Origin of the sequence: Pseudomonas poae (assembly GCA_028869255.1) — a bacterium.
Lineage (GTDB): Bacteria > Pseudomonadota > Gammaproteobacteria > Pseudomonadales > Pseudomonadaceae > Aquipseudomonas > Aquipseudomonas poae_C.
Map to the genome: position 1 here is coordinate 3,155,584 of CP110972.1, position 25,538 is coordinate 3,181,121.

The window sequence follows — 25,538 nt, forward strand, 5'->3', positions numbered from 1 at the left end:
CGTGGATTTTGCCATGTTCACGGGCTCAAGCGTGAGTTTCCAGGCGCAGGCGCCATACATCGTTGAAGCGCAACTCGGTGGCGGACAATGGCTCTACGTCGATCAGGTAGAACATCGAGATGGGAAACTGCATGACATACAGCATCGCGGCGCGGATCACAAAGGGATGGGTGATTGCCACCACATGCCCGGGTTGGGTTTCGAGGGATTGCATCCACAGCCCTACCCGTGCGCAGACGTCATCCACCGACTCGCCGCCATGGGGGGCACTGGCGTTATCGGTGAGCCACGCTATCAACTCGTCCCCGTTCAACGCGCCAACGTCCTGGCCTTTCCAGTGGCCGAAATCCCCGTCGCGCAGGGCGTGATCGATGACTGCATCCCTGCCGAACAGTCCCGCGGTCTGCCGTGCTCGTGATTCGGGCCCGCAGAGTAAACGCCGGCTTTTCTTGTAGCGCCCGGCCAAGGAGAGCGCGGCGGTTTGCCAATCCATCGCCACTGATTCGTCATCGGGAAACCGCCCCTGCTTTTGCATGGGGGTTACGGCATGGCAGATAAGGGTCAAACGGGTGGCCTGCATCAGATTTCACTCAGCGTAGACTGGCAAAGTTGTTTTGATATGTTACAGCTAACATGAAGCAGGAAGCCGGTTCAATGCCGGCGCGGTCGCGCCACTGTATTCGGCCCTGGAGCCGTAAGCCAGATCCTGTTTCAGCCCCATTACTATCCATTTCGGGACGCGTCATCCCTGGGCGATCTTCGGCGGCCTGTGGTTGCTGGCGATCTGCTTTGTCGGCGCCGAGCAAGGCGCTGGCTGCCTTTGTTGAGTCAGCCTCGGGCTTGGTTTGGTTGCTGGTAGTTGGGTGGGGTGTATATCCGTTGCTGCGGTAACGGCGGGTATTGGTTCCGCCCTTACGGCGGGTCACTTTTGGAAAAGAGCCCCAAAAGTAACCAAAGGGCTCTTGCCCCACCACTCGGCACCTCGCCTCCGGCTCGGTGTGCCCGCACGCAGACTTGAATCCGTGGGCCGCCGCGATGGGCCATCCTTGGCCCAGCGCGGCTAACCCGGCGTCCTGCCGGGTTACCCACGGATTCAAGCCTGCGTGCGGCCAGCGTGGTTAATGGGGCGCCTAGATCAAGATCAAAAGCAGAGCACGGCGGCCTGACAGCCGGCCTGAGTGGTGTGGATCAAGAGCAGGAACACAGTGGATTGGCTTTTCTGTGGGAGCTGGCTTGCCTGCGAAAGCATCAACTCGGTTGCCTGATGTACCGAGGTGCCTGCATCGCAGGCAAGCCAGCTCCCACATTTGAACCGAGTACAGCTTCAATGCTCAGGTCGGCTGTCAGGCCGCCTCGCTTTGCTTTGTTTTTGATCTGGCCCTTACATCCTTTGCGCTGACGAAGTCAGCGATCTTTTGATCTGCGCTTTTGATCTCAGGCGCCCCGTCAATCACGCTGGCCGAACGCAGGCTTGAATCCGTGGGTAACCCGGCAGGACGCCGGGTTAGCCGCGCTGGGCCATGGATGGCCCATCGCGGCGGCCCACGGATTCAAGCCGGAGTGAGGGCACACCGAGCCAGAGCGAGGTGCCGAGTGATGGGGCGAAGCGTTTTTGGTTACTTTTTGCGCTCTTCAAAAAGTGACCCGCTGTAAGAGCGGAACCATAAGCGGCCGTGACCGCAGCAACGGATATCCCCCCCAACAAAAAGCTACTCAAACCACTCCCGCCTCCCCTCAAACGTCCCCACAATCAACCCCACAACCACCTGCACCGCCTCAGCATCCCGCACCTGCGCATTCACCGCCAGCCACACCTGGCGCTGCATGCTATCCGCCAACAACCCCGGCAAACCCACCAACCCCCGGTCAAAGCTACTCATATAGTGCGGCAGCAACCCAATACAAGCCCCACAACGAATCATCTCCAGCATCAGCGAATAAGCATGCACCTGCACCACCGCCGCCAACCGTTGCTCCACCACCTGGTTCCACGGCAGCAAAGCACCGACCTGTGCATCCGGCTGCCATTGCACCAGCATGTAATCATCCAGGTCCTCCACACTGTCCGGCCGCGTAGTCAGCCGCGAATACCGCTTGGCGATATGCGGCAAATACCGCAAACGCGCCAGGGCCCGAGGCGGTTCGGTAGCGAAACTCGGCCCAGGCACCGGCCCGTTACCGTCCGACAGCCAAAGCACCACATCCACATCAACCGCTTGCAACGACAACTGGCTATCGAGGGAAATAATCTCCAGCCGCACGCTGGCATTACGACGCAGCAAGGCGATCAGGTCACGACCGAGAATGTCATGCAGAATAGGTTCCGCCACCGCCAGGCGGATCAGCGGTTGCTCCACCACCGGCAAACGCCGTGCGTGGGCCAGGGCGACCAATTGGGCCTGCAATTGTTGCCCATCGCGGCTGAGCACCAAGCCATTGCCCTGGTAGCTGAACAACGAGTGGCGCACCTGTTCTTCCAGCTGCGCCAGACGCTTGCGCAGCAGCGTCGCCTTGATATTCAGGCTGCGTGCCGCCTGCATGAAACAGCCGCAACGCGCACTCACCAGGAAGTAGCGCGCCACCTCCGGGTCGATCTCGTTGGCCAGGGCCAGCCAGCTGCTGCGCGACTCGACGGGTGCACGATAAGCTGAAGGCCCCTGTTGGCCGGACGGTTCCAGTAATGCCATGTGAGACTCCCTGTCTTATTGGTCTGTGCGTCCACTGCGGGTTGACGCGTATTACTCCAACACTTTGTTCAGCTCGGCACCGTCGATACTCAAGGTCGCGGTGTTGAGCATGCCTTCCAGATAGGCCTTGGCGATCTGCTCCTGGCGCTGGGCGCGCAGGGCTTCGGTCAGGCGTGGGCGCAGTTCTTCAAGGGTGGCGGTGCGCGCCGGTTGCTGGCCGGTGAGCTTGAGCACATGAAACCCCGCCGAACTCTGCACCACCTCCGAGACCGCACCCACCTTGAGGCGCGCTACGGCGTCGCGCACTTGTGGCACCAGTTGCTGCAACGGTTGCATGCCCGAATCGCCGCCGCGCGCTGCGGTGTCCGGGTCTTGGGAAAATTGCGTGGCGAGGGCCGCAAAATCACCCGGTGCCGCCTGAGCGCGGCGGCTCAGGTCCTGGGCCTGGCGGCGTACGGCATCGAGGGTTTGCGGGTCATTGACCGCGAGAAAAATCTGGCTCACCCGGTACAACGGCGGCGTCACCCATTGTGCCTTGCCGCTGTCGTAAGCCTGTTGCAGTTCGGCCGCGCTGGGGTAATCGGCCGGTACCTGGCTGACCGACAACATGTAGTCGCGAAACACGATTTGCTCGGTAGCGGCGCGGGTCTGTTGCTCCACCTCCGGGCGCTGGCGCCAGCCCTGGGCGTCGGCCTGTTCGAGCACAGCCTTTTGCGCCAAACGCGAGCGCAGCCAGGTTTCCAGGGCGCCGCGATTGCCACGCAGTTGCTCGCGGGATTCGGCCGGCAGGCTCGCCAGCACGCTTTTCAGCTCCGGCAAGTCGATCTGTTGATTACCCAGGCGCGCCACTGCCGGCCCGCCGGTTGTCGGGTTGGGCACCGGTGCCGGCTGTTGCGCCGCCACCGGGTCGCTGCCCGGGCGCACGCTCAAGCCCACCGCCACCACCAGCAAGGCCAGCGCACCCGCGCTGATCATCAGGGTTGGCTTCTTCACAGGACCGGCGCCTCTTCGTCAGCCGGCGCAGTGGCGGCCTGGGCCTGCAACTGCGCCGCCTGCTGGCTGTACTCACGCAGGTAGACAATGAATTCCTGCAACAGCCGGTCCCACAATTCCAGCTGGCTGCGCAGATGCGGCGCACCGACACCGGCCACCACCACATCCATTTCCATCAGCAGGAATTCGCCCTGCAGCGACAACCGCGCAAAGCGCCGCGACGCATTCCACACCTGGGCCAGCCCCTCAGGCAGCTCGCCCTGCACCCGCAGCGCGCAGCTGTAGGTGAAATCCACATAGTTGCCCTGCTCTGCCGCCGGATTGCCGAAGCGCACGGCAAAGCCAATGCCCTGGCTGGCGCTGAGCAATTGCACAATGGCGTTCTGCTCGGTCTGGTTCACCCGATAACCGGCCTCTTGCAGCAACTCGGTCAGGCTCTGGGGGGTGACGCTGGTGATCAATTCGCTCATGCTCATCTCTTCCTTGCTGATCAGTGATTAACGCCCGCCTGAGGCGCATCGAAACGGGTTTTGTACAGATCGTCGCCAAAGCCCTGGGCCAGTTCCTCGAACTTGACCCGCGCACCGCTGGCGAAGGGCTGGCGAATACTCATCACCTCGGCCACGTCGATCTTTTCGTAGGCCGCGAGCAACTGCTGGGCCACGCCGTACATCTGTTGATTCTTGGCTGAACATTGCTGCACTTGTGTGTCACGGTCGGCCAATTGCGCCTGCAAGCGCGCACGTTCGGTCTCCTTGCCCTTGGCGAGCACCAGCAGTTCTTCATAGGCTTTCTTGAATTTGCCGATCTGCTCGTTGCTCGCCGCCACCTGGGCTTGCGCCTGGCTGTGCAGGCTTTGTTGCTGGCCAGCCATTTGCTCGGCCACACCACGGGTCTTTTCCAGTTCGGCGGTCAGTTGTTTGATTTGCGCCTGGGCCTGCTTGGCCTGGGTTTCGGCGGCGATACGCGCCGCGCTGGCCTGGGCCTGTTCACTTTGCAACGCCTGCAATTGCTGGGTGGTGCTGCGCAGTTGCGTGCGCAGGCGCTCCTCCATACCTTCGGCGCTGGCGCCGCTGGCCACCAGCAGCAACAACAGCCCGCAGATTCGCGTGTTCATGTGGCATCTCCCTGCGCATCAAAAGCGCGTGTTGAGTTCCAGTTGCATCACATCCACTTCGAACGGCGCGCCGTACACTTCGGACGCGCTCAACCAACGCGCACTGGCGTAGATGTTCTTGTCGATGCCGTAGTTGCCGCCGATGAAGTACCCCTTGGCGTTGGTGCCGCCCAGGTGAAACGAGGAATCGTTGAAGCCGTCCGGCAAGGCGTCAGGCTGGATGTACTTGTAGCCCGCCAGCACATTCCAGTCGCCGCGCTTGCGCATCTCCAGCGCGCTGCCGAGGGTGAACGAGACCATCAAGGCATTGCCGCCACTTTCAAACTGGCCCTTGCTGTTGATGTTGTTGACGATCTGGCCTTCGCTGCGCTTGAGCATTTCGCCCTTGTCGTAGGCCAGGTTGTGGATGAAGTTGCCCTGGGAGCGCAGCTTGAGATCGCTTGGCAGCTCGGCATCCCACGCCAGGTTCAGGTCCAGCACATCAAATTTGGAGGCCAGGCCCACGAACTGCGGCTCGGGTGTCAGGCCGGGCGTGGCCGGGTTGGGGGTGATATCGCGCAGGAGGAACACACTGTTGCCCTTCTGCATGAAGGCCAGGCGCGAGCCGTCGCTGTCGCAGGCCGGCTGGCCGGACCACGGCGAGCATGGGCTGGAGCGCTGGCCTTCGATGTCGTCGAAGTGGTAGTACGCCACCGCACCCTTGAGGCTGTTACCACGGTTGATCTTCCAGTTGGCGCCGATCTGCCCGCCGAACAGCCATTTGGTGTCGCTGTCTTCCTTGTCAAAGCCATTGCTGCTGGCGGTGTCGGAGGTGTACTCGACCGGGAATACACCGAGGGTGCCGAACAGGCCCCATTCGTTGTTCAGGGCATGGTTGAAGTTGGCGGCGATCCCGTCGAAATTCAGGTCACCCGAATACATCATGTCGGTGGAATAGAACGGGTTGGCAAAGCGCCCGGCGGTAAGGGTCACATCCTGAGTGGCCTTCCAGCTGAGGTAGCCCTGGTCGAGCCAGATGTCTTTCTTGCCAAAGCCGCCGCCCAGGGTCTGGGTGGTGGACACCGGGTTATTGTCGGAACCGGTGCCGATGCGAATACCGGCGGTCCATTCCGGCGAGATCACCGCTTTCATGCCCAGGCGTGCGCGCAGGCGGAACAGGTTTTCGCGGTCCTTGGTGGTGTTGAGCAGCGGCGGCAACTGGGTGTTGGTGTTTTTGTTGACGTCGTACGGCCCGCGGTCATTGAGCTTGGCGTAGTCAGTGATTTCGTTGCTGTTGTTGCCCGAGAAGTAGCGCGACTCGTCGCGCAGGCGGATATCGCCGTCAAACGTCACGCGGGACACCCAGTCCGGAAAGGTATTGGGCTGTGCCCAGTTTTCCTGCTTGGCGGTAGCCATGACTTCGGCCTTCACCTGGTCGCGGATCTGATCGCGAACCGCCTGCGGCACGTACTGCACGCGCACATCGCCAGGCGCTGCGGTCGGGCCTGCAGCAACCACCGGCGCGGCATTGGCCTGGCGCGCCTGCTGGGCTTCTTTTTCAGCTTGGGCAATCAGCCCGTTGGCGGTGTCCTGGGTCAGTACACCTTGCTGCACCAGCAGGCGGATCAGGTTGATGGTGACGTTTTCCGAGGGGGCAACCGGGGCTGCCGTCGCCTGGCCGACCAGGGTCGCGATGACTATGCCGACCGCCAGGGTCAGTCGATTCACGGGGGAAATCATGTGTACGCAACTCCTGTAAAAAACCGTTGAAAAAAGTCGTTGAAAACAGCCCTTGAGAAAGGGTCGATCAATCCGGGCGTCGGCCCTTGAGAGACAAGCGCACCGGCATAGTCACCGCGGCCGGCACGCGCTGCGCGGCATGCGGCATGCGCAGCGCAGCCAACACCTGGGCATCGGTCTCGGCGTCGCCGCTGGACTTCGCCAACTCGGCGCGGGTCACCTGCCCTTCGGCGTTCAACCACAAATCCGCCTGCACGGTGTAAGCCTTCTTGCGCAACTCCGGGTGTTCACGCAGCAGGCGTTGAAACACCCCCGCCAGGTACTGTTTGTAGGTACCGGCACCCAGGCCACCGCCACCGGAACCGGCCATACCACCGCCCTTGCCCGCGCCGATGTTGAAACCGTCATTGCCGGACTGTGCATCGCCATCGATCTGCATCGGGTTAGCCAAATCATCGGCGGGTGAAGGCGGCGCCTCGTCGGCAGGCTTGACCTCTTCCGGCTCAGGAGTGGGCACCGGCTCCGGGACTTTTTCTTCGACCTGGGGCTCGGGCTCCTTGGGTTTTTCCGGCGGTGGCGGCGGCGGTGGCGGCAACGGGATAATCGTCGGCACCTTGGGTGCCTCGCGGCGCACGCCACTCATGTCATTGGCCCACTGCCACAAGAACCAGGCCGCCACGGCGCCCAGCAACAGGCCGGCGCCCCACTTCAGCGGGCGCAGTGGCGGTTTCTTCTTAATGGGCAGCGGCGCGATCGGGATCTGTGCGGTCATGGCTCAGCCCTGGCTCGGTTTGCCGGTGACCAGCCCGACCTGGGACAGCTCCAGCCGGCGCAGCAAGTCGAGCACTTCGATCACTTTCTGGTACTGCACCATCGCGTCGCCGCGCACGATCACCGGGAAATCCGGGTTCAGCGCTTTCTCGATACGCAGGCGCTCTTCCAGCTCGCCGAGGGTCACCGGGTAAGCGTCGAGGAACACCTGGCCGCCGTCGTTCACGGAGATCGCCTTGGTCTTGGCCTCCGACAGCGACACCGAGGCACTGGCTTTGGGCAGGTGGATCTGGATCCCCGACACCTGGGCGGTGGCGGTGAGGATAAACATCACCAGTACCACCATCAGCACGTCCACCAGGGGCGTGATGTTGATGCTGTCGACGGCGGCATCATCGTCATCGTCGTGGGAGGCATTTACGGAAGCCATGGCGGTTCTCCTCAGGCCGGAAGCGCTGCGTGATGGTCGCGACGGTGCGCGGCTTCACTGTGCTGGCTCTCGCCGTGCATTTCCGCCAGGCGGGTGATGAACTCATCGACAAACACGCGCATGTCCGCGCTGACTTCCTTGTTGCGCGTGATCAGGCGGTTGTAGCCGAACAGCGCCGGGATCGCGACAAACAGGCCCATGGCCGTGGCCAGCAAGGCCGCCGCCATACCCGGGGCGATGGCGTTGATGTTCACGTCGCCGGCCATGGCCGTGCCGAGGAACACCACCATGATCCCCAGCACCGTACCGAGCAGGCCGATGTATGGGCCGCCGGCGATGGCGTTGGACAGGGTCGAGAGTTTGGAACTGAGCGCCTGGTTTTCCCGGGTGCGCACACCGTCCATGGAGCAGCGGATGGCTTCGATGGTGGCGGCCGAGACCGACGAGGTGTCGGCGCCCTGGGCACGGCGGGTGCGAATTTCCTTGACCGCCACCAGGTACAGGCGCCAGAGCGAGGAATGGGTCAGGCGCTCGCCGAGTTGGGGGTCGTCGGCATACATTTCGAGGCGGGTGCCGATTTGGGCGAAGTGCTCGCGAAAGATCTCGTTGGCACTGCTCACGCGGCTGACCTGACGGTTTTTGCGCAGCATGATGACCCACGACTGGAACATCATCGCCACCAGCACCAGGATGATCACCCAGGCGTCCACCGGCACGGCGTTGAGCAAGAAGCCCAGGCTGCCGAAACCGAAGCCCGACTGTTCTTCATCAACGCCGTAGGCCACCAGTTTCGACTCAGCGCCCTGGGCGCCGGCATCGGCCTGCAACAGCGCAGCCGGGCGCGCCACTTTGGACAGGCGCAGCTCATCGATGGCGCCGGCGAACGGCAAGTGAGCGCTGGCGGCTTGCGGCACATCGGCGCCGACCGCCAGTTGCGAATTGAAGGCCGGCATGGCCACGGCGAGGGTCGCGGTTTCGCGACCGTTCACATACAGCGTGACCTTTTCGCCCTCGGCGGTGAATGCCAGGTGCTGCCATTGGCCAGGGTTCAGCGGCTGGGTCGAGACGGCGCGCTGGCCGTCGATTTCCACAAACGGCATGCCCTGGTTCAACCCCAGCAGCAGGCTATGGGGGCCGTCACGGCGGGCCAGCACCACTTGCTCGCCACTGGCCTGGTCCAGGCGTAACCACGCACTGAAAGTGAAGGCAGCGCCGGCAGCGTGTTGCAGCGATGGGCTGGCCGGCAACATCAGCGGCTGGCCGCCGAACTGCAAGGCGCGGCCGATCACGCCGTCGATGCTGGCGCCGGTGGCGTTGAGCGCGGTGTTGGCGTAGGCCGTGGTGTCGCGGGCCGGTGTGCCGTTGGCGCCGTCAAAGTGATAGAGCGCGGTGTAGTTGGGGTCGAACGTCAGCTGGCCATTGGCGGTGGCCGGGGCCTTCTGGTTGCCGTAGTACATCCACAGGTCCTGGCGCTGGCCGCCTTCGACCCTGGGCACATCGACCCAGATCAGCGCCATGCCCATCAGCGGGTCGAAGCTTTCGATCTGGTGATTGAACACGGTCTTGTCATCGGCACTCACAAAGCGCAGGTCGGCGCCGTCGTCCTTGACCCCGTCAAAGGTGAAGTTGCCGGTGTGCAGCCGCACCAGCAGCGCGGTGCGGCCCAGGGCCTGGCTGATCGCGGCGCCTTGGGTGGTGGTGTCCACCGAAATCTGTTTGCGGTAGTGCCAATCGTCTTGCCACCAGGCATGGGCGGTGGCCGGGAGCGCGAAGCCCAGGCAGATCAACAGGCTCAGAAATAGGCGTTGCATGGGTGAAGTCTCCGGAAGAAAAAGTCAGAAAGTCGCCTGCACACTGAAGTGCAATCGCGAGTCCTGTTTCTGGGTGTTCGGTCCATCGAGCAGGGGGAGGCCCCAATCCAGGCTGCCGGACAACCACTTGCTCAAACTGGCGCGGGTGCCCAGGCCGACACTGGCCAGGCTGTATTCGTCTTCCTGCTCGGGAAGCGGGTCGTGCAGGCGCATGCGCGCACCTTCGGCGAAGGCATAGAAGCGCCACTCCTGCACGTAACTGCCAAGGAACTTGGCCAGGGACGGTGTGCGCAATTCCTGGGAGAGCAAGAAACCCTCATCCCCGGTGCGCTCGGCTGCCAGGTAGCCACGCACCGAGGTGGCGCCGCCGGCGGAGTACTGCTCGTTGGACACCAACGGCCCCGAGGCCAGCTGGAAGCCGCCCTTGGTGGCGGACTGCCAATCGTTGGCGAAGGTGTAGGTGTAATTCAGGTCGCCCTTGAGCACGGCGAAACTGGCGCTGGCCTTGTAGCGTTTGTAGTCGAACTCATCGTCGTCACTGCCATAACCAAAAAACGCGCGGGTGCCGACGATCAGGTTCAGGCCCAGCCCCAACTGGGACTGCTCGGTGTAGCGATAGCCGTTGTAGCCCAGGGTGAACGGCGCGTACTTGAGCGGCACCTGGTCGCTGCTGGCGCCGAGTTTCATCTCTTCGTCAAAGTCCTTGAAGTCGACGCCCAGGGAGAATGAATTGGCCCAGTTGCCTGCGGCCGGCAAGCTGTAGATCGCCGAAACGCCATAGGAATGGCCCTTGCCCAACACGTTGCTGCCGCCGATGGTGGCGATGTTGCTGTCGGACTGGTAACCGGAGAACTGCAGGGTCCAGCGCTCATTCAGCGGTGCGCTGTAGGAACCGGACCACACCTTGGCATTGTCGGTGTCCTCGGGCGCCGTGAAGTAGGTGAGCGAAATGCTGTGGCCCAGTTGCCACAGGTTGTCGTAACCGAGGGTCGCCACCGAGCGCAGTTTTTTGGTGTCGGCGCTGTAGTCGTTGTTCAGGCCGACGCTGGCGTGCCAGGGGTTCTGGTCTTCTACCTGCAAATCCACATCCATGGTGCCCGGGCGCTGGCCCTCGCGCACCAGCGGCGTGACCTGCCGCCCGGCGCTGCGGTTGAGCCCCGCCAGCTGGGTTTGCACCGTGGCGAAATCCGGCACCGCGCCCTCCTTGAGCCCCGGCACTTCGTCGCGGATTTCCACCGGCGAGTAATGCTTGGCGCCGACCACGCGCACCCGGCCGACCTTGGTCTCACTGACCTGCAGGTAGACGATGCCGTCATCGACCTTCTGCTCCGGCAGCTCGACAAACACCGACTGGTAACCGCGTGCCTGGTAGATTTTCTGCAGCGCATCGCGGGCGCCTTCGATGTCGTCCAGGGTCTTCTGCGGGCCTAGAAACGGGTACACCGCCTCCTCGATCGTGGCCGCATCAAGCACGGTATTGCCGCGCACGAAGAACTCGTTGACATCCACCTTGCGCGCCGGGGCTTGCTCCCCCTCCTCGGCCCACACCGGTTGCGTCAGGCTCCCCAGCGTCACGCAACACAGCGCCAGCGTTAATTTGAACAGATGCTCCACACCGCCCCCTGAGATTCTGATTTTTTGCGCCGCCGCCGATGGCGCGGCGTATGGCCTGCTCAATTGCTGGATATCGAGGTGCTGCCGTGGCGTGCCAGCCAGGTATGCAACAGGGCGAAGTTCAACGAGAACTCCGGCATGTGCAGCAAGGCGCCACAAAACACGTCACCGATGATTTTCTGGATAAGTTGCACCGCTCGCGGGTTGTTCAGCAGCGTGGCGATGTCGCGGGTCAGGACGTGAATGCTCCAGACCTTCTGGTTCAGGTCCAGGCCGACGAACCAGCGGAACAGCAGGTTGTAGTTGAGCTGTTCATGCAGTTGCTGCTCGCTGGGCACGGAATACAGAAGCTGCAGCAGCAGGACCTGCAACACCGTGTGTGGCGCAATGGACATCGAGGCGTCGGCCACCAGCCAGTCGCGCTGCTGGTCGAGGATTTCGTCGATCTGCGGGCGCAGCAGCACCAGGGAATGACCCGACGGGATATAACTGGACACTTCCTTCAAGGCGCCCTGCCAATCGTCCTGGGAGACGATCCATACCCAGGGTGCGCCGTAGCGATAGACCGACACCGGCTTTTTGCGCGCGGCTTCGACGATCTTCGACAGGCGCTGATCGAGCTCCTGCATGCCGACTTTCGAGTAACGTTCCATAGTTCCCATCGCCCCACTCCTGGCATCCTGCTTGCGGTTGAAAAAGACGCCGTTCCGACGTTGTCAATCGCGATACACAGGAGAGACGGGAGTGGCCCATGGCTACCGAACTTTTGTCATGAAAGCTTCATTTTTGGTTGAGCGGGGGATTTTTTTAGGGTGTACATATCCGGTTTTGCGGTAACGGCGGATATTGGTTCCGCTCTTACAGCGGGTCACTTTTGGAAGAGCGCCAAAAGTAACCAAAAACGCTCCGCCCCAACACTCGGCACCTCGCCTCCGGCTCGGTGTGCCCGCACGCAGACTTGAATCCGTGGGCCGCCGCGATGGGCCATCCATGGCCCAGCGCGGCTAACCCGGCGTCCTGCCGGGTTACCCACGGATTCAAGCCTGCGTGCGGCCAGCGTGTTTTACGGGGCGCCTGAGATCAAGATCAAAAGCGCAAAAGATCGCTGACTTCGTCAGCGCAAAGGATGTAAGGGCCAGATCAAAAACAAAGCAAAGCACGGCGGCCTGACAGCCGACCTCGGTCAAGTGTGGGAGCTGGCTTGCCTGCGATGCAGACACCTCGGTACATCAGGCAAACCCAGTTGATGTCATCGCAGGCAAGCCAGCTCCCACAGAAAAGCCGATCTACTGCGGACCCGCTTTTGATCTACACCACTCAGGTCGGCTACAAGGCCGCCGTGCTCTGCTTTTGACTTTGATCTGAGACGCCCCGTCAATCACGCTGGCCGAACGCAGGCTTTGGAGCGTGGGCAACCCGGCAGGACGCCGGGTTAGCCGCGCTGGGCCAAGGATGGCCCATCGCGGCGGCCCACGCTCCAAAGCCGGAGTGAGGGCACACCGAGCCTAGGCGAGGTGCCGAGTGATGGGGCGAGGACTTTTTGCTTACTTTTGGGTCCTCCCAAAAGTGAGTCGCTGTAAGAGCGAAACCCTAGGCGGCCGTTACCGAAGTAACGGATATGCCCTCCCCCATACAGACGCGCAAAACAACAACCACAACGCACAAAACACTCAACAATGATCACCAAACGGCTTTCTGTAAAACCAGCCAATACCAAAAAAAACGGGGCGATCACCGATCGCCCCAAATAGTTACATCGAGAGGTCTTTCAAAATCGTTACAAACTGATCTGCTTACGCTCCTCATCCGTCAATCGTGCCCGCGCCTGGTCGCTCAACGGGCCGGCACCGAGCACCTGCACCGGGCTGTCAGGGTTGTAGCCCGAAGTCTTCCGAGCCTCTTGCGGCTCACGCTGCACCGGCTCAGAGCCAAAACTCAGCACCTCCACGGTGACAATCGACGCCCGCCCCTGCTTGGCCGCCGCCTGCTGGCTACGCGCCGCATCTTCCGCCGCCTGGGACGCCGCCGCCCCCGCCGCGCTGGCCGAACTCATCGCCCCGGTATTCACCGCTGCCGACACCGGCACCCCGGACGACTTGCCCTGGGTCTGGATGTTCGCCGCGTTCACCACCCGCAATGCCGCGATGTTGATGTTGCCGGACACTCGAATACCCGCCTCACCCGCATCGATGGTGCCCAGCGGCGCAATCAGGTCGATATCCCCCGCCGGTACTTCCGGGATCGGGTTGAGCGTGGCGATCCCCGCACCGGTACTCGGCACCGATGGCGACAGGCTCACATTGCCCCAGTTGTCATAGACACGCTTGGGCGGCGTGTACACCACGGTGGTCTTGGAGCCACGACCGGCGTTGATATCGCCCTCGGCGGTCCACCCCATGATCGAGCCGCCGAAGGTGGTCATAATGCGGCTCTGGCCAAGCAGGATGCTGCCCATGGAGTACAACTGGATATCGCCGGTGCCCTGGGTGATCACCCCAGCGGTGGACGGTGGCGCCGCCCCTTCGATGCCGAAGGTCTGGCTGCCGCCCGGGGTGAGCATCTGGATCGAGCCACCGAAATTGGTGTGCACGCCCGCGCCGCCGAACATCGTGATATCGCCTTTGTAGGTGATCGGGTTACCGGCCACGTCCTTGTCCGGGAACAGCGCCGCAATCGCCACACGGCCACGCAGGTAACTGCCCTGGCGCACGCTGCCATCCTGGTTGTACTCGCGACCGGCGGCCTTGAGTTCGGCGAAGTACACATCCCGTGCGAAGATCCGTTGTTGCTCCGCCGGCAGGGTGGCGTAGTAGGCCCGCGCTTGCTCGGTGTCGCCGATAAACCCGAAGCGCTCGGCCAGCCAGTCGACCAGTTCGTGTTCATAGGTCTTGGCAACCTTGCTGCCCTGCAACGACTCGCCCGGTTGCGCGAGGTTGGCGGGGTTGAGGTAAGCCTCGACAAAGCGGCGGTAGTCCGGGCCGTTGGGGCCGACACCGGCCTGCATCACGATACTGGCGCCCGAGCGATTGTCGCCTGCCGCCACCGGACCGAGGCTGGTGACGCTGACCTTGTCCTCCATCAGGATAGTGCGCCCGGCCATCAGTTCCAGGGTGCCGGGGCCAGCGACCTGGAAGTTGCTGTAGAGGATGTCGCGCCCGGCCGAAACGATGGAGACATCGGTGGGGCTGTTATGGATAAACAGGTTGCCCATGGACGTTTCCTTCTGGAACCCGCTTACCGTGTCAAACAGGCTGCCGCTGCTGACGATATCCCGGCCTGCCATCATCCACACCGGCCCACCGCCCTCGAACCAGGTCTGGCCTTGATGCAAATCGCCCGGGTTAATCCCGAAGGTGATGATCCGCCCACTGCTGACGCCTACCAGGTCGCCGGTCAATGCGTAGAAACGCGCCGCGGATGCCGGAGCATAGGCATCAGTCGATGCGCTGGCGGAGCCGAACACAAACAACGGCAAATGGCGGACGTTGTCGGAGCTGCCGTTTGGCGAAAGGTTGCTGGCGACAGCCTCGATGCTGCTGCCAAGCCTGCCGACAAACGCCGGTTGCCAAGGCGTGGCCATGATCGCCGGGTCAGCCGCCGATTGGCTCACGAACATCCCGCCGGCATAGATCGAGTCATGGGCAAGCAACTGCAACTGGCTGTTGGCGCCCGGGGCGAGCAACAACGGGAATTTGTAGTCATTGTCGGTGCGTGACGAGCCGCCCGCCTTGCCGTAGTACAGGCTGCCGCTGGCGGCCGTCGCTCGCAGAATCGACGGGTACACGACCGCCAGGTCAGAGGCCAGCCCCGTGGTATTGGGCGACAAGTTGCCACCGGCGGAAAACAGGTCGATGGCCGTGCGCGCGGTCCACAGCGAGAACCAACTGGTGCCCGGCCCGTGCTCTTCCCCCCTGACGAAGGATGAACTGTTGGGCAGCAGGACCCGGCCAGGATCGAGCACGCTCTGCAGCGCCAGGTCACCCAGGGTGCCCAGGCTGAACGTCGCATCACCCGGCACCAGCACGATGCCGCCGCGCATCAGCCCACGCGTGGCCTGCAACGCGTCGAACGCCCGCACTTCACCCGGGCTGTGGTCGGTACTGGCAATGCCGTACTGCAACTCGATCTGGCCCGAGGCCCCCGCCAGCAGTTGCGCATTACCGCGCAGGTTAACCAGCGTGCCGTTCAGGCTGCTGCTATCCAGGCTGCTCTCGGGGTTCAGGGCCCCACCGATATTCACCCGCAGATCACCGCCACCGGTCAGTTGCAGGCTGCCATCGCTGGCCACCCGCCCGGTGCTGCCGACCGCCAGCACCAAGCCCTGGCTGCGTGGGTTGACGTTGGCCGCCATGGCATTGCCGGCCAGCGTGCGCAGCATCCCGGCGTCACCGCCTACCCGCACATCCACGTCACCGCCGCCCAAGGTACCGAAACCGGTGAAGCCTACCAATTGGTCCGCCGCGCCGGTCGCGGTATAGCTGCCGAAATTGATCCACCAGGCCGTTGGCTGGGGCGCCCCGCCGGTATCGACGGTGCCGCTGCCTTGACGCCACAGCCAATTGCCGACGCTGGCTGAATCGCTCCCCACATCCAGAGGGTTCGGTCGCCCCGGCGCGGAAGCCGTGGCGTTGAGGATATTGCCCGTCAGGTTGCCCCCAACCTTCAAGCTCAGGTTGCCCCCGGCTTGCGGGTACCAGGCGCGGTACAGGCTGGTGGGGCTAGCATTGACGAATTGCTCGAAATAGCTGCCCTCGTCGTTCAACACCGTCTTGCCCAGGCCCTGGGACTTGGGCTGGTTGTAGGGGTCGCCCTCAAAGGTCGTGGCAGACGACGTGCCGGCGGTGTACACCCCGTACAGCGAGTCCATGCTCAGGTTGCCGGCACTCAACAACTCCAGGTCGCCGGTGCCGGTGCGGATCACACTGAACCGCGTCGCAGCGGGTGAGGCCGCGAAGTTCTTGGCCGATTGGGCAAGGCAATAGCTGGGGTTGTCCGCGCAGAACTGCGCAGTGGTCGTGCCAAATTGCGCCAGGAACTCATCGGTGACCGCAGAGCCAAGTGTCACGCCAAGGTCGGCCAGGTCGGCCGCTGCCTGGGCGGTCCAGACGAACGAGGGTTTCACCGCGCAGTACTCCGGCGAGCCTGCACAGAAGTCGGCGATCGGCCCACCACCCAACTCATCGAGCAACGATTGTTCGATCGGATCACCCACTTTGACGTCGATGCCCAGGCTCGCCAGCAGCTCCACCCCGGCCGCTGTCCATCCCTGCACGGCCTGGGACGGCATTTCCTTGGCGAACATGCCGTAGTGAGTATCCGCCAGGCGCAGGTCGCCGGTACGGGGATGCGGTTGCAGCAGCCGACTGTCGGCCGCCTCGGTGTCGGCACCCGCCACCAGCCGCAGCGACCAGGACTGCGTGCCCTCGGCCAGCATCGGTGCAATGGCCCAGTTCTGGCCCTGGCGGCCCGACTCCTCGGGACGCAGCTGGACCGATGTCGCGTCGTTGAGCAACTTGACGTTGGTACCGGAAGGAATCAGTGCGCCCTTGGGCAACAGCAAATCGCTGGCAAGGGTCACCACGTTTTGGGTGGGGCCAGGCGCCTGGAAATTCTGCGGCAACGGCACGCCCTTGGGCCAGGTCATTGCCTTCAATAAGGTGTTCTGGGTCAACAGGCTACCGGCCTCCAGTTGCGAGCCACTGACCAGGGTTTGCGCCTGACTCAGCAAGGTACCCGCGGCAAACAGCACGTTGCCCGCGCCGTCGAGCACCGCCGCCGCCAACACGGTACCGGCAGGCAGCACCAGATCCTGGTTGAGGGTGGCACGCACCGGCAAACGGGTGCCCGCGCTCACGCCGATGGCGGTAATCGGCAGGTCGTAGTTCAGCACCACACCCGCCGGGAAAGCCGTGCCGGTTGCCAGGCTCACACCTTGCCCCGGCACCACGATATCGCCGCCGGTGAAGTCAACCCCCGGCAACAACACCCAACCCTTGTCATCCACCGTCTCCGGCGGCGGTGCGAAGCCATCGTTGATACTGCCGTAGATGCTCAGGTCGCCACCCGCCCGCAGGGTCAGGCTTCCCGCCTCGGTCTTTTCATGGGTCGGCGACCTGAGGCTGGCGTAGCGCAAGCCGGACAAGTCCAGGTCGCCCTGCACCACCAGATCGCCGTCCGGGGTCTTGCTGATGATTTCCACGCCGGGGCGCAGATGGAAGGTGTCGCCGTAAGTGTCGTTGTTCAAACCGGCGAGCTTGTTTTGCAACAGATTGGTGTTGAGCAGCGCGGCCTCGATGAAGTCATTGCTCAGTTTACTTTTGCCGTTCAGATAATCCTGGGTGATCTGCTGATACGGCCTGCCGCTGGTGGTGGGGTCGGTTTTCTCGGGTGCATCGTCATAGGTTGCCATGGCGTTGAGCGTGATCGAGCGAGCGCCCTGAATGTCCACGCGGCCATGCGCGTCGATGGCAATGTCGTTGATCACGCCCGAGGCGTTGGCCAGGCGAGGTGCGTTGAGCTCGAGGGTGCCGCGATTGCGCCCATCATTACCGCTGGCGGCAGTACCGTGGCGCAGGTCGATGCGTGCGCCTTCGGCCAGGGTCAGCAGGCCATTACCGGAACCCAGCACCACCATGGCCCGGTTCGGCGAGTCGATGATCTTGCCGTAGCTGTCTACCCGCAACTTGCTGCCGTGGGCGTCCAGCACCGCGCTGCCGTCGAGGGTCAGGCCGTTCTTGCCGGCCAGGCTGATACTGCCGACACGTTCGCCGCTGGCGTCCACCAGGCCGGTAACCCGCAGGCTGCCGTTGTCCACCGAGACATTGATAATGCCCGCCTTGAGGCCATCGCCAATGCTCAGGTCGCCCTGTTTGAGCTGGAAGCTGCGCGCACCGAATACCTGGCCGGCGTTGAGGCGCTGGTTGAGATCGGCGAACTGCTGGTCCAGCGCACCACTGCCGCCCAGGCGCTGTGCCTGGATTTCCACGCTGCCGGCCGTATAGGGCATCAAGGTGCCGCCGGCATCGTAGTAGCCGGTGCTGCTGCCGAGGATCCGGCCCTGCAGCTCGACAATACCGCCTGCCACATCCGTAGCAACCGCACGCAGTTTGCCGGCCTGGTTATGTTTGGCCGACAGGTCGATGGTCGAGCCCGCTGCCTGTCTGACATTGCCGCTGCGGCTGTCGAGCAGCACCTCGCCACCCCAGCCGTATTGGGTGAGATCGTTGAACACCACGGAGCGACCAGCGACGTCGATCAACGCGCCGTCCGCCAGTACCACATCGCCCCGCGCACCCAGGCTGAGCTTGCCGCTGGGCAACACCACCGCCGTGGCGACACGCACGCTGTCGCCTTGCAGGGACAGCTCGGCCCCCATGCCGTTCGCGGCACCCGACGCACCCGCCGAGGCTGCCACATCAATCGCGCCACCCACGGTGATACGGTTGATCGAGCCGGCTTCACCGGTCATCAGCGGAGTAAGAATATTGAGATTGCCGCCGCTGTACTGGAAGCCTTTGACCGGGTCATAACCGGTCAGGCTCTGGTACACCGACAGGGTGCCCTTGTGGTTGGCGGTGATGCGCTCGCTGGCATTCAGGTTGACGTTGGCAAAGCCCAGGGCCAGACGGTCGAAGGTCTTGGTGGTGCTGGGCTGGGCAAAGGCGCCGTAACCGAACTCGATGCGCTCGGCGTTGATATCCAGGCGCCCGCTGCCGGTACCGGCACCGCCGCCAATCACCGCACCGGGTGCCGCCTCGGCGCCCTGCCAGATCAGGTTGGCGGTGTGGATCGTCGCCACATCGTTGGCATCGCCCGCGCCATAGATCGCCGGTGTGGAGAGCAACAAGTTGTTCAGCCGCGATTTGCCGGTCTGCACATCGTAAGTGTCCAGCGTCGTGGTGCCGTAGAAGTTGAATGCCTGGGCCGCTGACAATTGCAGGGTTTCCAGGGCCGGTGCGCCGGACTGGGTATCACCGCGTAACAGGCGATCAATCACTGGCTGGTTGAGGGTCAAGCCGGCCGGCAACACGTTACGTGCAGCGGCATCGGCCAGCGCCTCGGCACTGCCGACATTGATATTGCTCAAGGCCAGTGCCAAGTGGCGTGTGCCGTAGCGCACCTGATCGTCCAGCTCCAGGGCCTGGGTGGTCGAGATCACGATGCTGCCATCGGAATACAGCGCGGTCTGCCCACTGCAATTGCCCACGGCACAGGCACCGATGCGGATGCTGCCGCCCTTGCCCGCGGCTTCCGGGTAAGGCAGCACATTGATCAACCCATTGGAGACCACCAGCATATTGGGTGCACTGCTGTAGACAAACCCATCGCGCGAATCGTAAGACGCCGCCCCCCGGCCCAGCGTATTGATGGAGGCGCCTTGCTCAACCACGATATCGCCATTGCGCGAAACCATCATCACTTCCGGCGCCAGAAGCGTCGCCCCCGAACGCAGCGTAATGGCGCTGGCCATGCTGGTGGCGAACCCGACGTTATTGCCGCTCTGCCCATACAACACCATCGACAAGCCACCCACCAGCAGGCGTTTGGCGCTCATCGCGTTGAGGCTTTGGGCGTCTACCGTTACCCCGTCGAATGCCTGGGTCAATGGCGTGTTGGCATCAACTATCTGTATCGCACCGTCAGCCGCTCTGCTGGTGACCGCGACGGTACCACCGTAGCCGCCTTGCGCTGCCTCAAACCGGCCAATGCCTTTGAACGAAAAGGTCTCACTGCCGCCACCGGCGTCCAGCGCCAGCTTGAGGGTTTTCGCGTCAACCGGCATCAACGCCCGTGGCACACCGAGGTTGGCCGCATCGGCGACGGCAAACTGGGTATAACTCATTTCGTTGTACTGGGAATAGCGGCGCAAGGTATCGGCCGAGGTGAGGATCAGTTGGCTGGCCTGGCTGTTGCGGATCCCGGTATTGACGATCGACAGCTGCCCTGCGGTGGACCACGAGCCGTTACGCATGGCGGTGACACCACCGTTGCTGCCGGCCCCGGCCAGGCCATTGACCTCGACCCGGTAAGCGCCGGGCATCAGTGCATAGGTGGACGGCATCAAGGTGTAGGTGCCGGCAGGCAACCCCGGCACCCCGGCGCCGATGGTGATCTGCTGGCCCACCAACGGTGCTACCGCTGCGCCCTCGGTGGCCACGGGTGCATACCCGGGTTGCACGCCGGGCACGATGGCGTACACCGGGTTGGTGCTCAACCCCGGCAGCACGAACCCGCCGGTGGCGCCGAACTGCACCAACGGGTTGTAGCGTGCGTCCGTGGAGCCGCCGCGACCGGAAATAAACCCGGCGCCCAGCAGGTCCCCGCCACCGGACAGGTCCAGGGTGGCATCCGGCAATACCGCCACCGACTTGCCGCCCAGGATCACACCCACCGTCAGGTCGCCGTTGCCATTGCGCACGCCGCCCTGGCCGATGAAGTTCAGCGTCTTGCCGTTGTAGCGGTAGACCTGGCCATCCACTGTGCCACCGTACGGCAGGACCAGGCCCTTGCCGCTCACGGACGTCAAGCTACCGGGCAGCAGTTCGACCCGGGTGCTGCCCACGTTGCCGATTTCGATCAGGCCCAGTGGCGCTTGCAGCACGCCGCCTTGCTCGATGGTGGCCGCGCCCAGTTGCAGGCGACCAAACACCGAATACGGGGCAACCACGCTGGCGTCGCCGTTCTTCTGCACGGTGAGGGTACGGGCGGGGTCGAACAGCAGGCCGGTCGACGTGCTGCCGGTGAGGCCCACCAGTACTTGTGCGGCGATCTCGCTGCCAGGGTAGATGCGCGTAGCCCGCAAGCTCAGGTCGCCCCCCGACTGCAATACCGTACTGAAGCCATTGGGGGTCACGCCGCCATCGCGTCCGGCGAGAAAGCGCAGGTCGCCACGGCTGTTGAGATTGACCCGATCAAAGCCCTGGTTGAGGGCGAAAGTGACCTTGTCGCGAATATCCAGCAGATCGCTGTCAACCGTAAACCGGCCCTGCCCCGGCACCGTCGACGCGGGGTCAGCCAGGTAGGGCGTGACGTAGCTCTCCATGCCCGTCCTGTCCGGCGCGAGCATGCCGCTGAGCACCACATGCGGCGCCGCAAGATGGACCTGGGAGGTCGCGGGCGCGCTCTTCGCCAGCCCGATGCCTTGTGAATACACGGTCAGGCTCTGGCCCATGTTCAGTGACACGTCACCCGCCATGTTCAGTGCGCCATTGACCAACAGCGCCAGGTTGTCAAAGCCGCCTGCCGTGACCTGGTCCACGCCAAGCCGGGCATGACCGTAGGTCAACGCATCAGCCGCCGCTTCGGCACTGCCTGGCAACGCCTGCGCCGGGTACTGCTGGCTCAGGATCAACTCGCGCACCGGCAACACCCGATTGGTGGCCAGGCTGCGCAGGTAATAAGGGGCTTCCAGTGCCACTGCCAAACGCCCACCGGCCGCACCGGCGCCGCCGGCATTGGCGACGAAGCTGCCATCCAGGTACAGGCCGTTGCTGGACGCAAAAGCAAGGTTGCCGCCGTCGCTCGCCACCGTCGTGCGGCCCTGACCCGGCAGATCCAGCGACGCCTGGGCGCCGGACGCGTCGAGCCGCGCACCCTCGCGCACCACCACAAACAGGTTGCTGCCCTTGGCAATGCCGGTGGTGGGGTCGATGTCGCCGCCCACCGTGATCGACCCGCCGTTACGCACCTGGCCGTAGACACCACCGCGGTTGTCCACGGCCGTCACGGCGCGGCCGGACACGTCAATCAGGGCCTGTTCACCGACCCAGATCGAACGGCCATGGCCGACCGCCTCGACCCTTTCCGAGTCGGCCGTGGCCAGCCCCTTGAGGCTGACGCTGCCACCCCACGCGTTAAGCGTGCCGTTCAGGGTGAGCTGGCCGACGCTCAGCAGGTTGATCGACTGGCCCGGATCGACATTGATCACCGCGCCCTGGCCCACGCTCAACGCGGTGCTCGCCATCTGCGCGGCCGAAGAGAGCACATGGCCGGCGGTCAGGCTCAGGCTCGCGCCACCACGCTGAGTCAGTACGCGCTTGGTCGCGTCCTCCTGATACAGCGGCGGGGTCCAGGGTTGCAGGGCACTCGCGGCATCACTGCCGGTCAGCGAGGCAGCGGCCTGTTCGCGGGCACGGTAAACCGGCATGTTCACATCAACCTGGGTACCGTCCGCGACGATCAGCCCCTCATTACCGGTGATGTCGTAGGCCGAGAAGCCTTTGTTGAAAAAGTCGCCGGCCAGTTGCAGGGTAGTGGCGTCTGCCGCGCCCTCGCCGATCAGCACCTTTTGGGCCTGCAACGCCAAGGTGCCACCGCCTTTGACTCCATAGCCGCGCACTTCGCCACCCAGGGCGAGTGACCCCAGGCCGCCGAGGTTCACATCGCCGCCCTTGCCGCCGCTGACCTGGCCGTCTTCGGCAACGGTGGCGCCGGAGGACACATCCACCAGGCTGCCGGCGCCGAGGTTCACCGCCAAGGTGCTGCGCAGTGAGACCTTGCCGCCGTTGATATACGCCACACCGTGGCGCAGGGTCGGGTCTTGCGCGAGGTTGTTCCAGCGGCCACTGGCGTCCAGCTGGACACCGCTGGCTACGTCGAGGCGCCCGCCACCCGCCAGGATCACATCACCCACCGCGTTGCCCTTATCAAGGTCAACCTGGGTGAGGATGCTGCCCGCGTTGATGCTGCCGCCATGGGCGGTGAGGCTGGCGTTGATGGCGACGCCTGGCCCGAACAGGGTGATATCGCCGCCGTCCGCCACCTTGAGCGCACCGTTGACCATGATCTGCCGCTTGGCGCCGACCTTGACCGCGCCCAGTTGGTAACCATTGAGCTGGTCACTGTCGAGCACCAGCATGCCCTGGCGATCCGTCGGCAATGCGCTGGTGAGGTCCAGGCCATCCGCGATTTTCTGGGTGTTGCTGTCGATCAGCACCTGGTCGGTGGTGCCGCTCAGGGCATAACGCAGGGTGCCGGTGGTTTTGTTGTAGATCGGGAGGTACTGGCCAATGATCAACTGCGCCCGCTGGGCCTGGGCCTTCTGGGACTGCAGGTAGCCGTCGAGGTTGATATTCGGCGCCTGGGTCTGGCGATCGCCCTGGAATACATCGCTGATCAACTGGCCTTCGAGCACCGCGCTGGTGGTACCGACCACCAGCTTGCCGGCATCGCGGCCCACGGTGTATCCGTCCTCGTAGCGACGTTGCGCCGCGATCAACGGGTTGTAGTAGTAATCCGTCTGGTCCCAGCGTGCGCTGGTGTCCTCATAGCCCTTATAGAAACCCGAGTAGAGAATGTCACCGGGGGCCTTGGACAGCTCAAACAACTGGCCGTTGGGGCCCTTGAGCCAGCTCTGCTGGATGTACCCTGCCTGCACATCCACCGTGCCGCCCGACAGGTTGATCTGTGCGCCCTGTTGGGTCACTACATCCTTGCCGGTAAAGGTCACGGTGCCGCCCTGGGCCATCCACTCGCCGACGGAATGGCCCTGGGTGCCGAGGTAGCCGCCGACTTCCAGCAAGCCACCGGCGGTGTACCAGCGATCCGTCGCGTAGCCGTTGGTGCCGGCGGGCACAAACACCAGCTCGCGCAGGTCGACCCATACGTCGTTGTTGATCAGTTGCCCGTTGTCCCGGTTGATCGGTGCATCACGCTGCTCGTTGCCTTGCACGTTGATCTTGATGTTGTTGGTGTCCATCGCCACCTTGACGCCGATAGCGCCGGACACGTCGATCATCGCCCCATCACGCACCAGGCTGCGCCCGGCGGCGCTGACCGCTACCTGGCCGCCGGTGGCCAGGGTGATCGAGCCTTTCTGGAAGTCCACGGTGGCGCCGCTGACGATCTCGATCCGCGACTGGTCGGTGCGGTCGGCTACGGTGCTGAGGTTGTTGAACTGGCCGGTGATCAGGTTGGAGGCAAGGCCGTCGAACTTCACCAGGCCGGCGGCCTGCTGGCTATTGAGGGCGGTGCTGGCGCTGGCGTCCAGCAGGACCGCCGTGGTGCTGCCCTCGCCCAGGGTCACGCTGCCGGTTTTATCGGTTGCCGCGTTCAACAAATGCACCGTGCCGCGGGTGTCCACCGAGGTACTGGCCAGGGCCACGCCGTTCTGCTGCACCTGGTGCCCGGTGAGGGTGATGTCGCCGGTTGAGGCCAGGATCAGCCCGTTGTTGGTGACTGTGCCGGCGGTGCTGCCGGCCTTGAGGCTGGTGGCCACTTCGCTGCCGCGGGTAGTGGAACGGTCATTGCCGGCGGTGCCGACGCCCTTGCGGATATAAAAGCTGTCGCCGGCTGCCAGGGTGGTCTGGCCCTTGGCGGTAATGATCGTACCGGCGTTTTCGACTTCCGAACCAAGCAACAACGTATACCCACCGGAGTCGGTGGAGGTCGCAGCCTGGTGGGTCTGGATCAACGCCCCGCGCTGCACCTCGACCTTGCCTGCCGCGTCAGTGAAGGTTGCCTGGGTACCATTGGCGTCCACATAAATGCCACGCTGGGTGAACTGTTCGTCAGTGATACTCGCCGCCGCCGCGACCAGGTTGCGCACGTTGACCTGGCTGGTGCCGCCGAAGACCACGCCGTTACGGTTCATGAGCATCACCGTGCCGGCGCCGTTGATCTGGCCCTGGATCTCGCTGGGCCGCGCATTGGGGTCGTTGACGCGGTTGAGCAGCGCCCAGTTGGACTGCTGCTGGAAATCGACGCGGGTGTTGCGCCCGACGTTGAAGGTCTCCCAGTTGAGGATCGCCTTGTCGGCGGTCTGCTCGATGGTCACGGTGGTCTTGCCGCCGGCCTGGGTCTGGGTCGGGTTCTTGGCGTTGGTCCAGCCCTGCGTCAGGCTGTTATCAACCTGCAGGCCGCCCTTGCCCAAACCATCGGGAATATTCGAAACCTGGCCGAACGCTGCCTGGCGCCCAGCCGCCTGCGCCGCTTGCTGCGCCGCAATCGCCGCAACGGTGGTGTTCAGCGTGCTGATGGAACGCGACAACTGCTGTTTGACCTGCGCCTGCTGGTTGAGCGACGGGATCCCCGGCATCTGCCCCGCACTGGCCCGCGCCGCCGTGGCCGCCTGGGACGCGCCCTTGTCGGCAAACCAGCCGGAACTGAACGCCGTGGCTGCCTGTGCATTGCCCGCAACCATCAACAGAGCAATGGCATGGGCCAGGGGCTTGAGGCGCAGAATTGTCTGGGCGCTCGTGCCTTGGGCTTTACGGTTGACCGTCGGTTTGCAGCGGACCATCTGGAATCTTCCTTCTGTGTTATCGCACTGTTGTTATCGCGCAGGGGGCAAGGCAAGCTCACCTATGAGCGTTAGGCGGTTGGCGAGGGGCGGGACTGAACTTCTGTCACGGAAAGTTCACATAGGGCTGGTAACGCAAAAAAATCAGCAACGGCGC

Annotated in this window: 12 protein-coding genes and 1 riboswitch; all 12 genes read right to left on the reverse strand. The window is 63.6% G+C overall.

What is annotated here, in order from left to right:
- Window positions 1–25 precede the first annotated feature (25 nt).
- Window positions 26–580: a histidine phosphatase family protein gene (locus tag LRS56_14165; GenBank protein WDU65479.1), complete on the reverse strand. Its 555-nt coding sequence runs from the start codon at window positions 578–580 to the stop codon at window positions 26–28.
- 18 nt (window positions 581–598) lie between these two features.
- A riboswitch (cobalamin riboswitch) is annotated at window positions 599–729 on the forward strand.
- A 980-nt stretch (window positions 730–1,709) separates the two neighbouring features.
- Complete coding sequence (locus tag LRS56_14170) at window positions 1,710–2,687, reverse strand: LysR family transcriptional regulator (GenBank protein ID WDU65480.1); 978 nt, start codon at window positions 2,685–2,687, stop codon at window positions 1,710–1,712.
- Between the two features lie 51 nt (window positions 2,688–2,738).
- Window positions 2,739–3,680, reverse strand: a complete 942-nt coding sequence (locus LRS56_14175; GenBank protein ID WDU65481.1) for a peptidylprolyl isomerase — start codon at window positions 3,678–3,680, stop codon at window positions 2,739–2,741.
- Window positions 3,677–4,156: a YbjN domain-containing protein gene (locus LRS56_14180; protein WDU65482.1), complete on the reverse strand. Its 480-nt coding sequence runs from the start codon at window positions 4,154–4,156 to the stop codon at window positions 3,677–3,679. The genes LRS56_14175 and LRS56_14180 overlap by 4 nt, the downstream gene beginning before the upstream one ends.
- 14 nt (window positions 4,157–4,170) lie before the next feature.
- On the reverse strand, window positions 4,171–4,797 hold the full coding sequence (locus LRS56_14185) for a DNA repair protein (protein ID WDU65483.1): 627 nt from the start codon (window positions 4,795–4,797) through the stop codon (window positions 4,171–4,173).
- Window positions 4,798–4,815: 18 nt separating this feature from the next.
- Entirely contained in the window at window positions 4,816–6,516 is a 1,701-nt protein-coding gene (locus LRS56_14190) for a putative porin (protein WDU65484.1), read from the reverse strand.
- A 67-nt stretch (window positions 6,517–6,583) separates the two neighbouring features.
- Window positions 6,584–7,288 carry an energy transducer TonB gene (locus tag LRS56_14195; protein ID WDU65485.1) on the reverse strand — a complete coding sequence of 235 codons (705 nt, stop codon included), beginning with the start codon at window positions 7,286–7,288 and terminating at the stop codon, window positions 6,584–6,586.
- A 3-nt stretch (window positions 7,289–7,291) separates the two neighbouring features.
- Window positions 7,292–7,717, reverse strand: a complete 426-nt coding sequence (locus LRS56_14200) for a biopolymer transporter ExbD (GenBank protein WDU65486.1) — start codon at window positions 7,715–7,717, stop codon at window positions 7,292–7,294.
- A gap of 11 nt (window positions 7,718–7,728) precedes the next feature.
- Complete coding sequence (locus tag LRS56_14205) at window positions 7,729–9,528, reverse strand: DUF2341 domain-containing protein (GenBank protein ID WDU65487.1); 1,800 nt, start codon at window positions 9,526–9,528, stop codon at window positions 7,729–7,731.
- A gap of 24 nt (window positions 9,529–9,552) precedes the next feature.
- Window positions 9,553–11,142, reverse strand: coding sequence for a ShlB/FhaC/HecB family hemolysin secretion/activation protein (locus LRS56_14210; GenBank protein ID WDU65488.1), 1,590 nt, complete (start codon window positions 11,140–11,142; stop codon window positions 9,553–9,555).
- Between the two features lie 59 nt (window positions 11,143–11,201).
- Window positions 11,202–11,795 carry a transposase gene (locus LRS56_14215; GenBank protein ID WDU65750.1) on the reverse strand — a complete coding sequence of 198 codons (594 nt, stop codon included), beginning with the start codon at window positions 11,793–11,795 and terminating at the stop codon, window positions 11,202–11,204.
- Between the two features lie 1,124 nt (window positions 11,796–12,919).
- The gene (locus LRS56_14220; GenBank protein WDU65489.1) at window positions 12,920–25,381 is read right to left on the reverse strand and encodes a filamentous hemagglutinin family protein; all 12,462 of its coding nucleotides are present in this window, start codon (window positions 25,379–25,381) and stop codon (window positions 12,920–12,922) included.
- Between the last annotated feature and the right edge of the window lie 157 nt (window positions 25,382–25,538).